Below are 14263 nucleotides of genomic sequence, written 5' to 3'. Positions count from 1 at the left end.
AGGAACTTGACCCAGAAACAGGGAAGGAAGCTTTTCAATTACGTCTTTGGGATGCAAGGATTGGTAGGTGGTTAACAACTGATCCTTATGGACAATATGCTAGTCCATATCTTGGAATGGGAAATAACCCTATGAATTTGGTTGATCCAGACGGAGGTAGTACAGCTAGCCCTGACAACAAGTATAAACTAGTTTGGAACGATGATACTCAATCATATGATGAACACCTTATAGATAAGACAGGAGGGGATTTTTATGACATTATTGAATATGAAGGCGGTGATTTGGATGGTGTCACTGACCTTTTTATAAATCCTTATATAAAAGAGAGTTTCAATTTTATTGGAGAGAATGATTTAATATTAGATGCTACAATACATAGAGTTGGTCCAGGTGAATGGGCATACCGTTCTGATGCTATAACTCCGTTATCTGAAGCAAATTATTTACCTATACCTCCAATATTAAAAGCTTTCAAATATTCAAAGTTTTGGAAAAATTCAGCTAAAGGCTTTGCAGGAGTTGCTTTTAAAAATACCTATCTTGGTATAGGTTATAAATCTTTAAAAGGAATTAGCTTAAGACACGTAGATAAGTTTGGTAGAACCTTTGGATTAGATTTTCACCAATTAGCTAAGAAAGGGGCTTTTAGGTTTCACGGTCACTATGCTCAAAGTGGGATATCAAAGGTTAGTAAACATATAGATGTTGTTAAGTTTATGAAAGAAGTCGGTAGGCCTGGTCTTAAAAGGTTATTAAAAGGTCCAATTGATAAACACGCAGGAGGAATAGATAAAGTTATAAGAAGGGCATTAAATAATACGATAAAACCTTAGTCTATGATTGAGTTTGAATTTAAAATTCACGAGCTAAAAAAAAACAATGATCCAAAAATAATTTGTTTTTATCACGCAGATCAAGAAGATAATAATTCTTTTAAAAAGATAGAATCAAATAATATTCATAAGTATTTAATAACAAAGATCTATAGTGATCTTACCCAGAATTTATATTGTAAATTAAGTGTTGATGAATTACCTATTGATTTAAATTTTAAAAAAAGAGAAATAGATGGTTATTTTTACATTGAAGGTAAATTAGATGATTATATAAAACTTTTTAAAACTGACATTGAAATTGGCGAATTCTTTTTTTTAAAACCAAATAACAACTTTTCCTTTGAAGAGTTCATTTCGAAAAATAGATTTAATATTAAAAAGGTTTTTGCTAATCTTTTTAAAAATAAAAATCATTGGTATTCTGAATGGGAAGATTTTGGAGATAATCTGTTAAGTTTTTATTCAATGTCTGGTCTTTATGAATACTACTCTAAACATAAAAAACTTGACTTTATAACTGATAGAAAGAATTTGATATAGCTAGTGTCTCCTCCCGCTAGCGCTCGTCTGTGACGGGTGCCGATAAAGATTGGCAGGGTATGAGTAAGTAGATAACAGTAAAAACAGTCATGATCTTGTAAAATAAGTTGTGGCTGTTTTTATATTGTAATAAATTTTATAGTTTCAAAAAATGAAACTTACTGTTTGTATTTTGGCAGTATGAGTAGAAAATATAAGTTCCATAATAAATCGAGTCTTTATTTTGTAAGTTTTGCTACTGTATATTGGATTGATGTATTTATAAGAGAGAAATATTTATCGATTTTAGCAAAGAGCGTATCATATTGCAGAAAACATAAAGGGATGGAGGTGTATGCCTATTGTTTTATGCCAAGTCATGCCTGTCTTGAGCTTGTCGAAGGGTGCATTTTGTATTTCGTTCATCAAATAACGATCCATCAGGATTAATTCGTGATTTTAAAAAACATACTACTAAAAAAGTAATTGAAGCTATAGTAGAAAACTCTAGAGAAAGTAGAAAAGAATGGTTATTATGGATGTTTGAAAAGACAGGGAAGGAAAAAGGTAATGTGAGTACATATCAATTCTGGCAGCATCATAATAAACCTATAGAATTGTGGTCAGATAAAGTTATTCAACAAAAAATAGATTATATTCATGCTAATCCAATTGAATCAGGTTTTGTAACCGATCCTATTGATTGGAAATATAGTAGTGCAAGAAACTACCAGGATGATGAAACAATTTTAAAGATAGATAGTGATGGAGTTTTGTTGGGATTGTCCAAATAGATGGTGTGTATGAGGCCCCGCTCGGGTATAGTATGTCTTTGCAATGATCGCTAGTGCTAGTGTCCACACTAGTACCTTGTATGAGTAAGTAATAAGAGGTAACAATACAGTAAAAACAGTCACGTTTGTAAAAAGATATGGCTGTTTTTGGTTTTAGAAAGGAGTTGTTTTTTCATATTAAAATTTATATGATAATATTAGAATTTATTGGAGCAATCATAAGGTTTTGTTATTTAAGAATTATAAAACAAGAAAAAGTATTATTTACGGATATCTGGAAAACTTTTGACTTTAAAAGCAGAGATGCCTTTGGGAATAACATGACTAATTCTGAAATTGGTATTGCTTTCACAATTCTTGTTATTGTGATAATAATTTTATTTTTTGATTAATCTCGCTTCGCAAAAGAGTGATTAAAAAATCAAACTGTAAGTTGTCCGTCCTAAAAAGAGGTTACATATTTATACTTAATCCTAAAATAGATTTACATCTATATTTTAATCTTATTTATTAGATTGTAATAATTAGGGTAGGGCGAATTAAAAACTGTAAACTTTTTTTAGGACGATACATACATTAGTTTGATTACAGATGTTTATTCCAGAAAAATAGTCGGATATCATTTAGCAAATCACTTACAAACTACAGCCACTATTGAAGCTTTACAAATGGCAATATCAACCTTACCTGAGCATCATTCATCGCTTATTCATCATTCAGATAGAGGAACTCAGTATTGTAGTAATGAGTATGTTGAAGTATTGAAAAACTACAATATTAATATCAGTATGACACAACAAGGAGATCCGTTAGAAAATCCAATTGCAGAAAGAGTTAATGGGATTATAAAAGAGGAGTATTTAAATGATTATCAAGTAGAAAATCTACAGCAAGCAAAAGAATTATTAAACACAGTAATAAAACTATATAATAATGAAAGACCCCACATGAGTATAGGAAACCTTACTCCAAATCAAGTACATCAAACTAATATGAAAACTGAAAAACTATGGAAGAATTATTATGTGAAAAATCCTATTATTGTAAACCAATAATAGGATTAAATAGTAACAGTAAACATATATCAGGATTTAAATAAAAACTGTAAACTTTTTTTAGGACGATACAGTTTGTACTGGGGGTGGGGTACTTCTGTAGTAGAGGGAGGGTACTTTGTAAGTACCTTCTGTATACCTTTTTCTAGTTTTATAAAATGAAATTCTTACCCGATACTATCTTAAACCAAGATAGTGTGTATCCTAAGGTTGTGACGGGTGTCGTTAAAACTTGGCTAGGTCAGAGAAAATAAAATATATTAAAGTATAGAATGCATGGGAATTAATAATTTTATATAAACTAACAGTATACCTTATGCAAACAAAAAAAACGAGATCAAAATTACCTCGCTTTTTTACATTTTATATACCAGTCCCGATAAGAGTGGTACGATCCTATATCTTCTCATGGCTTATCGGTGTATCGCATAACTAGAAGACGCAGGTAGTTGTTTTATGAAATTAATAAATGGTTTAAAATTTAATCCGAATTTAATGTATAATGTTTTCATGTTTTTATCATTTTTAAATTAGTAATACATCTTTGGATATACTATAAACAATTGCCGTGCCAAAAAATTAAAAACGCTGTAAAGTAAAGAATAACAATAGGTTGAAGATGTTGCTGTTTTAAAAATGAATCAATAATATGATTGGATACTTGATTTTTTTATAAAGAATTCACAATAATCTCGATACAACTATATTTAAAATCGCTACAAGAATATATTACTCAAATATGTGTTTTTTAGAATGTTTAGTAGCTGTTGTGAGATAGGGAAGGGTACTGATTGTTTTTTATCAAACTCACGAAGACTTTTTTGTACTCTTTTTCTATTCATAAGAATAGCGTCTAGCATAAGAAATTATTTTAAACTAAAAAATGACAATTATTAATTTTAAAAGGTATATAGTTTAGTTATATTTGCGGCAAATTAAACAAAAGTATACAATGTCAATATCTGATTTATTTGATAGCGGATTTCAGAAAAGAAACCAGGACCATTTTGCAGCAATTGTAAAAATAGCGATGAGTGATGGAGTGATTACCGACGAAGAGAAGGCTTTTTTAGATAGATTAGCGAGAAGACTGGATATTTCTGATAATGATTACAAAGAAATTTTAAAAGATTATAGTACACACCCAATTAATCCTCCTACAAGCTATGAGCGAAGACTTGAGCGATTATATGATTTAGCTAGAATGGTATATGCAGATCATGTAAAGGGTGAAGGCCAAGTGGTTTTATTAGAAAAACTGAGTATTGGGCTTGGATTTAATCCAGAAAATGCAAAATACATCGTTGATAAGGCTTTAAATCTGGTTCATCAAGGAGTAGATAGTGATACTTTTGAAGAAGAAGTTAAAAATATGAATAGATAATAAAGATCTATTTTTTAAATCATAAAAAAGGCAGCTTAATCGGCTGCCTTTTTTGCTATTTGTTTTGTGATTTTATAAATCAATTCTTCTTGCTCGAAGGGTTTGGCTATAAAATCATCCATCCCGGATCGTATACATTTATCTCTGGCTGCATCATTAGCTTTGCCAGAAAAACCAATAATAGGTACCTCAGAAATAAACTTGTCTCCATAATTATTTCGAATCATATGTGTAGCTTGATATCCATCGATTTTAGAAACGGTAAGATCCATTAAAATCAAATCATATTTACGTCGCTCGATATAGTTAATAGCCTCTTCGCCGTTAATAGCGATGTCGACAAAAAAGTTACCTTGCGAGATCAATACCTTCATAATTAGGTACTGTGTTATTTCTTCATCTTCTACAACCAGAATTCTGTATTTGGTTGCACTTTTTGGCAATTTATATTTTTTCTTCTTTCGTGTCGGGGTCGTTTTTATGATCTCAAATTTAAACGGGAGTTTTATATTAAACGTAGTTCCTTTTTCGGGTTCACTGGTTACCTTTACTTCTCCATTTAAAAGATCTACCAGGTTTTTTACTATTGCCAACCCAAGACCAGTCCCAGAAATTCGTTTGTCGAGATCAAAACGAGTAAATCGCTCAAAAAGATAAGGGATGTTTTCTTCCATAATCCCAATCCCGGTGTCTTCAATTTTAAAATTAAGACTTAGTTTATTGGTGCGCTGATAATTTTTGGTTACCGAAAAAATTACTTTCCCTTCTTCGGTAAATTTAAAAGCATTGGTTAAGATGTTATTTAAAATTTGATATATCCTGGTCCTGTCCCCGATAAGATATTCCTGGATACTAGGATCTATATTGGTCTCAAAAGTAATTTGTTTTTCTTCGGCTACCTTAGCATAGGATTCACGAAACCCATCTATCAAATTGTGAAAAGCAAAACGTTCTTCTACAATTTTTAGTTTTCCTGATTCTATTTTAGACAGATCAATCATATCATCTATAAGGGCATTAAGATGCAGACTTTCTCTTTTTATAATCCTGGCAAGCTCTTCTTGCTCGAAGGTTAGTTTGGTTTTTTCGAGAACTTCTACAAACCCTAATATACTTGTGAGAGGCGTTCTTATCTCATGATTGATATTAGCAATAAAACTATTCTTAAATTCTTCTTTTTCAAGAAGGTATTTGTTCTTAAGCTCGAGTTCTTTGGCTAATAAAATGGATTCATTTTTTTGTTGTGCTATTTGATTCAGGTCTTTATATTTTCCTGTATAATCAAAAAGAATAATTATGATTTCTTCTTTTTCAAGAGTAAATGTGATGTCGCAAATCTTTTCTGTTTCACCATCTTCTAAGTGAATACAAGGAAAGTTTAATGCTTTTTTACCAGAGGTGTTTTTTTCAAATTCCCGAAGGATTTCAAAAAAGGGATGAGCATCAAAAATTAGTGTACCTTCTTTCCAATTAAAAAAAGTATGATCACTTTCTGTAATGATATTATCATAAGTAACATGAATGATTTGTACTTGAGGATTAAATTGCGAATGGTCGTTTTGATGTTTCGTCATGCTCACTTGGTTATTTCTTCTGCCAAATCTAAAAAGAAACTCTCGACATTTTTATTTGTTTTAGCACTGGTTAGACCATCAAAAGGAATATTTTTTTCGGTAAGTTGACGTCTGATTTCTTTTTCGTTAACCAGGTCGAGTTTATTACCTAATACTCTGGCGGGTACTTTGATGTAGTTTTCTTTAAGGTATTCTAGATCTTTGGTAAGCGTTGCATATGTTTCTTCTCTGGTAAGATCAAAGACATAAATAAAGGCATGTGAACCAAGAAGATATGATTTTCTGGTGTCTTCAATGCTAATAGAATGTCCTTCTGTATCCCAGATGATCATTGATAATTCTCTACCATCAGGTAGTTGTATTAATTTCTTTTTTATTTGGACTCCAAGGGTTACCTTGTATTCTTCAGAAAATTCGTTGTCCATAAAACGTCTGAATAGAGACGTTTTTCCGACACCAAAGTGTCCTAAAAGGACTACTTTTTTAGACAATTTCATCTGCAAAATGTTTTTTTAATTTTTTAGTAAAAAGGGTACTGTTTTCTAAGTCTTTGCTAGAAATATTATTTTTGGCAAAATCTATAATCTGATCTTCCAGAACTTCTTTAAACATCATAGTATATGCTCCAGAAATTACTGCTGCTACATAATATGAATAAAAATTTTGTATGTGTATAGTATACAATTCATACTCTATAAGTTCTAAATTTTGATTTCCTCCTTCAAAAGCATCTTCAACAAAACTTTTTATTGCTGTAAGCATTCCGGCAACCATCTCTTTATCTATGGTACCTTCCGATAACGGGCTATAATCTGCAATTAATATACCAGAGTTTTTTTCGATAACAAACATTTGGATTAGCCTTGGTTTTGCATAATCCATAATAGCAAGATCTCCTTCGCTAACTCCTTGAACCTTAGCTTTGGTTCTACGAAACCAGTTTCTAAAAGAAAATGCTTTTTTTGTTTTTCTGCTAATGTTTTCGCTCAATAATTTCATTTCATGAGCGATATATTTCTTGATCATTTTACCAATGATAGGAAATAGGGCTTCTACTACAGCGTCTTGAGAGTTTTTAATTTCTTCTCGTAATGTTTCTGTAATAGTTGGTCCTAAGGTATTAGGGATTTCCTGCACGAATTCCTCTAATTTATCATCAATAATAGGATCAACTTTATGGGAGAGTTCTTTTTTTTGATGGACAATTTTGGCTAAATCATCAACTTTTTGAGCAATGGAATCGGCAAATTCGTGTTCTTCTGTAAAAAGAAGTTCTTTAAGAATTTTAAGTTTATCCTGCTCTTCCATACTTTTGGATAGATTGGATTATTTTTGGTTGATTTTTTCACCTAGGTTGATAAGGAGATCTCCCAATGTTTTTTTATCAACTTTTTTGGCATCCAGCATATCGGTTTTGTCAGCTAAATTATCTTCTAATTCAGTGATTCTGATATTTATATCTGTACTTAAGTTGTCGATTGCTTGGTTTAACTCTTTACGAGTATCATCGATAAAGTCTTCAAGTTCTTTCTTTTTTGAAGCAATTTCTTTTTTTACTTTTTCAAACTCTGAGTTATAAGCTGCAATATTTTCTCCAAAGATCAGATTCTTTATTGCTTCTATTTTTGAAGAAGGGTCATCAGCAACTTTTTCTTCAACAGCTTTATTTTCTTTAGCCATTTTAATCGGTTTATTAGATTCTTAATTATGAACTTACGTAAAATTAACATAAAAACGTTAAAAAAGCCGCTATAATGGCGATAATGTTAATTTTCTCAATTCAAAATCTTATTCTTTTAAAAAGATTATGTTGTACGTTTTATTTTTAAATTTTGGGGTGAGGATATACCGAAGTTTTATGTAAAACAAATATTCGATATACAAGGATAGTAAAAAATAAGGTTATTTTGATCTATTTAGACTTATTTCATAAATGACTCTACTTTCTCGACCATATTTTTACTGCCACAAATAAAAGGAGTACGCTCGTGCAGTTGAGTGGGTTTGATATCCATAATTCGTCTGTATCCATCACTAGCTTTACCTCCTGCCTGTTCTGTAATAAAAGCCATAGGATTACATTCGTATAAAAGACGAAGTTTCCCATTAGGAGATTTTGAAGTATTTGGATACATGTAAACTCCTCCTTTTATCATATTACGATGAATATCGCTTACCAAAGAACCAATATATCTAGAAGTATATGGGCGATCCTCTTTTTCCTCCTGGCAATATTTAATATAATCTTTAATCCCTTGTGGGAAATGTATATAATTTCCTTCATTTACCGAGTATATGTTACCATCTTTAGGAAATTTCATATTAGGATGTGATAAGTAGTACGTTCCTAATGCAGGGTTTAATGTAAAACCATTAACACCATGGCCTGTAGTATATACAAGCATGGTAGAGGTCCCATAAATGATATATCCTGCTGCCACTTGTAAATTACCAGGTTGTAAAAAGTCATCCAGAGTTACAGGAGTTCCTGTAGGGGTTATCCTGCGATAGATAGAAAAAATAGTTCCTACAGAAACATTAACGTCTATATTAGAACTTCCATCCAAAGGATCCATAAGCACCACATAATTATTGCGATGGTCGTTTTTTTGGCCTTTTATAGTAATAAATTCATCATTTTCTTCAGAAGCAATTCCGCATACAATTTCTCTATTTGTTAGTGTATTGATAAAGGTTTCATTAGCTAACACATCTAGCTTTTGCTGATCTTCACCTTGTATGTTGGTTTCTCCTGCAGCTCCTGTTATATCTACTAATCCTGCTTTGTTTACCTCGTGATTCACCATTTTTGCCGCTAATCGAATAGAGTTGATCAAACGAGAAAGTTCTCCACTAGCATATGGGAAATCTTTTTGGTTTTCTATGATAAATTCTCCTAGGGTTTGATTTCTTCTTGTCATTTATGGTGAATTTTAGTTGCTGCAAAAGTATTATTTTTTAAGTAACTATAACGTTTTCGGAGGCTTTAATTATTAAACTTCATTAAGAATTGTAAAAATATATAATGTGGTCGCATAACATTAGAAAATTGTCTGATTTCTAGTTCATATTTTATAGTTTTGATAAACTTTTTTTATGAATTATGTGATTAGAGATGCCAGAGAGGAAGATATGACTCAAGTACTGGGTTTAATCCAGGAACTGGCAATTTTTGAAAAAGAACCTGATGCAGTAGAAATAACTGTTGAAGAGCTTATACGTGAAGGTTTTGGAGATCATCCACTTTTTCATTGTTTTGTGGCCGAAGTAAAAGATGAAATAGTAGGAATAGCCCTGGTGTATTATCGATTTTCTACCTGGCAGGGACGCTCTGTTCATTTAGAAGACCTTATCGTTAAAGAATCTATGAGAGGAACTGGTTTGGGTAGTGCATTATACAAAGAAGTATTAAAATATGCTCAATCAAAAGGAGTACGAAGAGTAGAGTGGGTTGTTTTGGATTGGAATACTGCTGCTATTGATTTTTATGAAAAAAGTGGGGCAAAGCTTTTAAAAGATTGGTACCTGGTTCAAATGGATCAGGATGGGGTTAATAAATTCGTATCAAAATCATAATGCTTTCAATTTAACATTACCTAATTTAATAGTAAAAAACACTTGGTTAATGAGAGTTTTTAAATTCGGAGGAGCGTCTGTAAAAGATGCTAAGGGAGTAAAAAATGTACTTAATGTACTTGAGAAAACAGGATTTTCTAATCTTATTATTGTTATTTCTGCAATGGGTAAAACCACTAATGCATTAGAGCGTATTGTCGAATTATATGTTAAGAATAGCAAGGAACTTAACATATCACTTCAGGATCTCGAGGTATATCATAATGAAATTCTGGAAACACTTTTTGAAAACAAGCAACATACTGTTTTTAAAAAAATTGAGGGACTTTTATTAGATATGCAAACCACCCTAAATAGAAATAAATCAACTCAATATGATTATATCTATGATCAAATAGTACCTTATGGAGAGTTAATTTCTACTACTATTGTAAGCGAATATCTAAACCATAAAGGGTATCAAAATACGTGGTTAGATGCACGAGATTTTATTAAAACAGATACTGCTTATAGAGACGCCGAAGTAGATTGGCAAACTACTCAACACCAGATACTCGAGAAAGTCGATAAAAATAGCCTTAGTATTACCCAAGGGTTTATAGGATCTGATAAAAATAATTTCACAACTACTTTGGGCAGAGAAGGGAGTGATTATACTGCCGGGATTTTGGCGTATTGTTTGGGTGCAGATAGTGTAAGTATCTGGAAAGATGTGCCTGGTGTTCTTAATGCAGATCCCAGGGTGTTTGATAAAACTCAATTACTGTCTCATATCTCTTATGAAGAAGCTATAGAACTTGCGTTTTATGGGGCATCCGTAATTCATCCAAAAACGATTCAACCTTTACAACGTAAAGAAATACCATTATATGTTAAATCGTTTCTTAATCCTGTCGATCAAGGGACCTCTGTAAAAAAAGGTCAACCATTAGACCCTCACTTACCCTGTTATATTGTAAAGAGAAATCAGATTTTGGTCTCACTTTCTTCGTTGGATTTTTCATTTATTGTCGAAAATAATATTAGTGAAATCTTTAGTTTTTTTCATCAATATCATATAAAAGTAGATCTGATTCAGAATTCTGCGATTAGTTTTTCGGTATGCCTCGATGATAAGTTTAATCATTTTGAAAAACTTTTAGGGAAACTTAAAGCAAAATTTAGAGTTACTTATAATACAAATGTGTCTTTATTTACGATTAGACACTTTACAAATGAAGCTATTACCTCTTTAGAAAAAAATAAAGATATTTTGCTAAAGCAAATAACCAGAGAGACTTATCAAATGGTATCCAGAGATTAGTGATATCAATTCAAGGATTTTGCTATATTTGCAGTTAGCGCAAATTGTATTTAATGCCCATAGTCACAGCAAGAGAAGTAGCCGCGGGGCTCAAAATGGATAAATTTGGTTTTATAGGCACCTTTATTGGTTGGGTGATTCTTAAAGTTACCCGATTATCAAAAGTAAATCGTCAATACGATAAGATAAGCCATTTAAAAGATTTAGATTTTTTAACCAAGACTTTAGAAATACATAATGTAAACTATGAAATTCCTGAAGAAGATCTAAAAAGATTACCTAAAAATGGGGCCTTTATTACATTATCAAACCATCCTTTGGGAGGGCTTGATGGAGTTTTGCTGCTTAAACTTATGTTAGAGCATAGATCCGACTACAAAATAATAGCAAATTTTTTATTGCATAGCTTTTCTCCGTTGAAGCCTTATATAATGCCTGTAAACCCTTTTGAAGATAGGAAAGAGGCAAAATCTAGCCTTAAGGGGATTAAGGAAGCTATTTTACACCTTCGTGAAGGTAAGCCACTTGGAATTTTTCCGGCAGGAGAAGTATCTACTTTTAAAGAAGGTAAGAATTATGTAGATAAGCCTTGGGAACCTAGTGCCATGAGACTAGTTCAAAAAGCAAAAGTTCCTGTAATTCCTATATATTTTCACGCTCGAAATAGCAGACTTTTTTATCGCCTGGCTTCGATAAGTGATATTTTACGAACAGCCAAACTACCGAGCGAACTTTTTTCTCAGGAAAATAAAGTTATCAAAGTGAGAATTGGTAATCCTGTTTCGGTAAAAGATCAGGAAGAGCATACTAATCTTGAGGATTTTACGAATTTCTTACGTAAGAAAACGTATATGCTGGCCAATCCTTTTGAGAAAAAGACATTGAGAGAATCGATTCCTCAAAATTTGAAATTACCAAAGTCGCCTAAAGAAATAGCTGTCGAAGGTAATATCAATGCCATAGAATCAGAGTTGCAATATTGTAGAGAGCACGACAAACGATTATTGATCAGTAAGAATTATGAAGTTTTTCTGGCAAAGAAACAGCATATTCCAAATGTAGTTCGTGAAATAGGAAGGCTTAGAGAAATTACGTTTAGAGCAATTGGCGAAGGAACTAATAATTCGTTGGATTTGGATCCTTTTGATGAATATTACCACCATATGTTTCTATGGGATAATGAGGCCAAAAGAATGGTTGGAGCGTATCGTATGGGGATGGGTTCACAGATTTATGCTAACCGTGGTATTGATGGGTTTTACCTTCAGGATTTATTTAGGTTTGAACCAGAATTACACAAAATGATGAATGAATCTATCGAAATGGGTAGAGCTTTTATTATTAAAGAATATCAACAACGTCCTATGCCATTATTCTTACTTTGGAAAGGTATAGTGCATTGTACACTTCGTTTCCCAGAACATAAGTATCTTATAGGAGGAGTTAGTATTAGTAATAAGTTTAGTAATTTTTCTAAATCTCTGATGATAGAGTTTATGAAATCTCATTATTATGATCCTTATGTAGCGCAATATGTTAGGCCAAAAAAAGAGTTTAAGGTAAAATTAAAAGACGCTGATAAAGATTTTGTCTTTGATGAAAGTAAAAGTGACCTTAATAAATTTGACAAGATCATTGATGAGGTAGAACCGGGAAGTCTTCGTATTCCGGTTTTAATTAAAAAATATATTAAGCAAAATGCTAAAGTAGTAGCATTTAATGTTGACCCATTATTTAATAATGCAGTTGACGGTTTGATGTATATTCGTATCGCCGATCTCCCCGATAGCACTGTAAAACCTGTTATGGAAGAATTTCAGGCAGAATTAGAGCAGAAATATTTTAAAAACGGCGATAAATAAGATTCTCGACACGTATTGTTTTAGGATTAGATTTTTTTTGATAATTTTTTCTTCTTTAGTCTCTAAAAAAGCAAAAATTAAAGTAACTTCAATAGTATTTCGAATTGACTTAATTAACTAGGTTATGGTTATTGAATATGTATATTTTGCAATTGCTCTTGTAGGGATTTTATTCTTCTTCTATATAATGCGTAGAGTTTTTAGATGGTTGCAAAAAAAAGCTAGTGCATTAGAGACCAATATTTTTTTTAGTAGCAATAAAGCTGTTCAGTTTTTTAAGTTTATTACACCAAGAAGAGAACGCCATATTCTAAAAATTGTAATTAGGTTATTTAGAATCACCGTAAGTATTACCTTTTTGGTTTTGTATCTTCCTTTTATGTTCAGTTTGGTTCCGCAAACCAAAGTATATGCAGATACTGTTTTGGGATATATAAAAAAGCCATTGTTGTTTTTGTATGATGGTATTATCGGGTTTATTCCTAATTTATTTTTTATAGTTGTTATTTTTTTTATTACTAAATACTTACTTCGGTTTTTAAAATATGTGACAAATGAGTTAGAACAGGAAGCCGTTCGATTAGATGGGTTTCATGCGGATTGGGCACGCCCGACATTTAATCTGCTAAGAGTTATCATTATTGCTTTTGCGGTAATTATAATTTTTCCATACATACCAGGTTCAGATTCTCCCGCATTTAAAGGAGTATCTATCTTTTTCGGGGTACTTTTTTCGTTGGGGTCTACTTCTGCTATTTCTAATATTGTAGCAGGTATTGTAATTACGTATATGAGACCATTTAAAGTAGGAGATCGCGTGCAAATAGGAGAGACCATTGGAGATATCACAGATCGGAGCCTATTGGTGACACGAGTAAAAACTATTAAAAACCTGGATATTACAATTCCTAATTCTTCTATTCTGGGAAATCATATTGTTAATTTTAGCAAAAACGCTATTGATGATGTTGGAATAATATTACATACCTCGGTTACGATAGGATACGATGTGCCTAGTAATAATGTGTTGAAAGCTTTAATAGAAGGAGCAAAAAAAACAGATTTGATTTTGCCAGACCCTTCACCATTTGTATTGATTAAAAGCCTTGATGATTTTTATGTAAACTATGAAATCAATGCGTATACCAAAAACCCCGAAAAATCTGCATTGATTTATTCGATGTTACATGAGAATTTAAAGAATGCGCTTCATGATGCCGGAATAGAAATATTATCACCTCATTATCAAGCAGTAAGAGATGGGAATGTGTTAACTGTGCCGCCAGAGAATATTCCCGAAAATTATGTAAAACCAGGGTTTAAAGTAGAAAAATAATAGATTTTATTTTTTTCTAAT

Annotated in this window: 14 protein-coding genes and 1 pseudogene; 10 read left to right on the top strand and 5 right to left on the bottom strand. The window is 31.8% G+C overall.

Annotated elements, in window-relative coordinates; translation table 11 throughout:
- The 6 genes and pseudogenes from ATO12_RS21250 to ATO12_RS21225 all read left to right on the top strand — a co-directional run.
- Nucleotides 1–836, top strand: an 836-nt coding sequence (locus ATO12_RS21250) for an RHS repeat domain-containing protein (protein WP_034246350.1), incomplete at its 5' end; no start/stop codon positions are given.
- A gap of 3 nt (nt 837–839) precedes the next feature.
- Nucleotides 840–1379: a hypothetical protein gene (locus tag ATO12_RS21245; protein WP_034246347.1), complete on the top strand. Its 540-nt coding sequence runs from the start codon at nt 840–842 to the stop codon at nt 1377–1379.
- Between the two features lie 180 nt (nt 1380–1559).
- A pseudogene (locus ATO12_RS21240) lies at nt 1560–2152 on the top strand (transposase).
- 137 nt (nt 2153–2289) lie between these two features.
- Complete coding sequence (locus ATO12_RS21235; protein ID WP_034246344.1) at nt 2290–2544, top strand: hypothetical protein; 255 nt, start codon at nt 2290–2292, stop codon at nt 2542–2544.
- Nucleotides 2545–2733: 189 nt separating this feature from the next.
- A complete protein-coding gene (locus ATO12_RS21230) occupies nt 2734–3207 on the top strand; it encodes an IS3 family transposase (protein ID WP_051576002.1) in 474 nt (157 codons plus the stop codon).
- Between the two features lie 952 nt (nt 3208–4159).
- Complete coding sequence (locus tag ATO12_RS21225) at nt 4160–4591, top strand: TerB family tellurite resistance protein (protein ID WP_034246341.1); 432 nt, start codon at nt 4160–4162, stop codon at nt 4589–4591.
- 35 nt (nt 4592–4626) lie between these two features.
- On the opposite strand, the gene ATO12_RS21220 is transcribed toward ATO12_RS21225, so the two are convergent.
- The 5 genes from ATO12_RS21220 to fbp all read right to left on the bottom strand — a co-directional run bounded on the left by ATO12_RS21220 (nt 4627) and on the right by fbp (nt 9086).
- A complete protein-coding gene (locus ATO12_RS21220; RefSeq protein ID WP_034246337.1) occupies nt 4627–6165 on the bottom strand; it encodes an ATP-binding response regulator in 1539 nt (512 codons plus the stop codon).
- A 2-nt stretch (nt 6166–6167) separates the two neighbouring features.
- A complete protein-coding gene (locus ATO12_RS21215) occupies nt 6168–6662 on the bottom strand; it encodes a Rab family GTPase (RefSeq protein ID WP_025665780.1) in 495 nt (164 codons plus the stop codon).
- A complete protein-coding gene (locus ATO12_RS21210) occupies nt 6649–7473 on the bottom strand; it encodes a hypothetical protein (RefSeq protein ID WP_034246334.1) in 825 nt (274 codons plus the stop codon). Before ATO12_RS21210 ends, ATO12_RS21215 begins: the two co-directional genes overlap by 14 nt.
- Nucleotides 7474–7491: 18 nt before the next feature.
- On the bottom strand, nt 7492–7845 hold the full coding sequence (locus ATO12_RS21205; protein ID WP_034246331.1) for a fructose 1,6-bisphosphatase: 354 nt from the start codon (nt 7843–7845) through the stop codon (nt 7492–7494).
- Nucleotides 7846–8087: 242 nt separating this feature from the next.
- Nucleotides 8088–9086: a class 1 fructose-bisphosphatase gene (gene fbp, locus ATO12_RS21200; protein WP_034246328.1), complete on the bottom strand. Its 999-nt coding sequence runs from the start codon at nt 9084–9086 to the stop codon at nt 8088–8090.
- Between the two features lie 175 nt (nt 9087–9261).
- Here fbp and ATO12_RS21195 point away from each other — a divergent pair, with 175 nt between their 5' ends.
- The 4 genes from ATO12_RS21195 (at nt 9262) to ATO12_RS21180 (ending at nt 14242) form a co-directional block, all read left to right on the top strand.
- Complete coding sequence (locus ATO12_RS21195; protein ID WP_034246325.1) at nt 9262–9741, top strand: GNAT family N-acetyltransferase; 480 nt, start codon at nt 9262–9264, stop codon at nt 9739–9741.
- 49 nt (nt 9742–9790) lie between these two features.
- Nucleotides 9791–11044 (top strand): aspartate kinase, encoded by a 1254-nt coding sequence (locus ATO12_RS21190; RefSeq protein WP_034246400.1) that lies wholly within the window; start codon nt 9791–9793, stop codon nt 11042–11044.
- Between the two features lie 53 nt (nt 11045–11097).
- Nucleotides 11098–12906: a GNAT family N-acyltransferase gene (locus ATO12_RS21185; RefSeq protein WP_034246322.1), complete on the top strand. Its 1809-nt coding sequence runs from the start codon at nt 11098–11100 to the stop codon at nt 12904–12906.
- A 124-nt stretch (nt 12907–13030) separates the two neighbouring features.
- A complete protein-coding gene (locus tag ATO12_RS21180) occupies nt 13031–14242 on the top strand; it encodes a mechanosensitive ion channel family protein (protein ID WP_051576001.1) in 1212 nt (403 codons plus the stop codon).
- Nucleotides 14243–14263 lie beyond the last annotated feature (21 nt).

This window comes from Aquimarina atlantica, from assembly GCF_000626715.1.
Classification (GTDB): Bacteria; Bacteroidota; Bacteroidia; order Flavobacteriales; family Flavobacteriaceae; genus Aquimarina; species Aquimarina atlantica.
Note: the sequence above shows the minus strand (reverse complement) of the source record. Positions and strands in the feature narration are given on the sequence as shown.

Excerpts from the sequence above, each read along its gene's own strand:
- fbp (WP_034246328.1), bottom strand. The coding sequence starts at position 9,086 with ATGACAAGAAGAAATCAAACCCTAGGAGAATTTATCATAGAAAACCAA.
- ATO12_RS21190 (WP_034246400.1), top strand. The coding sequence starts at position 9,791 with ATGAGAGTTTTTAAATTCGGAGGAGCGTCTGTAAAAGATGCTAAGGGA.
- ATO12_RS21195 (WP_034246325.1), top strand. The coding sequence starts at position 9,262 with ATGAATTATGTGATTAGAGATGCCAGAGAGGAAGATATGACTCAAGTA.
- ATO12_RS21215 (WP_025665780.1), bottom strand. The coding sequence starts at position 6,662 with ATGAAATTGTCTAAAAAAGTAGTCCTTTTAGGACACTTTGGTGTCGGA.
- ATO12_RS21180 (WP_051576001.1), top strand. The coding sequence starts at position 13,031 with ATGGTTATTGAATATGTATATTTTGCAATTGCTCTTGTAGGGATTTTA.
- ATO12_RS21185 (WP_034246322.1), top strand. The coding sequence starts at position 11,098 with ATGCCCATAGTCACAGCAAGAGAAGTAGCCGCGGGGCTCAAAATGGAT.
- ATO12_RS21235 (WP_034246344.1), top strand. The coding sequence starts at position 2,290 with ATGGCTGTTTTTGGTTTTAGAAAGGAGTTGTTTTTTCATATTAAAATT.
- ATO12_RS21210 (WP_034246334.1), bottom strand. The coding sequence starts at position 7,473 with ATGGAAGAGCAGGATAAACTTAAAATTCTTAAAGAACTTCTTTTTACA.
- ATO12_RS21205 (WP_034246331.1), bottom strand. The coding sequence starts at position 7,845 with ATGGCTAAAGAAAATAAAGCTGTTGAAGAAAAAGTTGCTGATGACCCT.
- ATO12_RS21220 (WP_034246337.1), bottom strand. The coding sequence starts at position 6,165 with ATGACGAAACATCAAAACGACCATTCGCAATTTAATCCTCAAGTACAA.
- ATO12_RS21245 (WP_034246347.1), top strand. The coding sequence starts at position 840 with ATGATTGAGTTTGAATTTAAAATTCACGAGCTAAAAAAAAACAATGAT.
- ATO12_RS21225 (WP_034246341.1), top strand. The coding sequence starts at position 4,160 with ATGTCAATATCTGATTTATTTGATAGCGGATTTCAGAAAAGAAACCAG.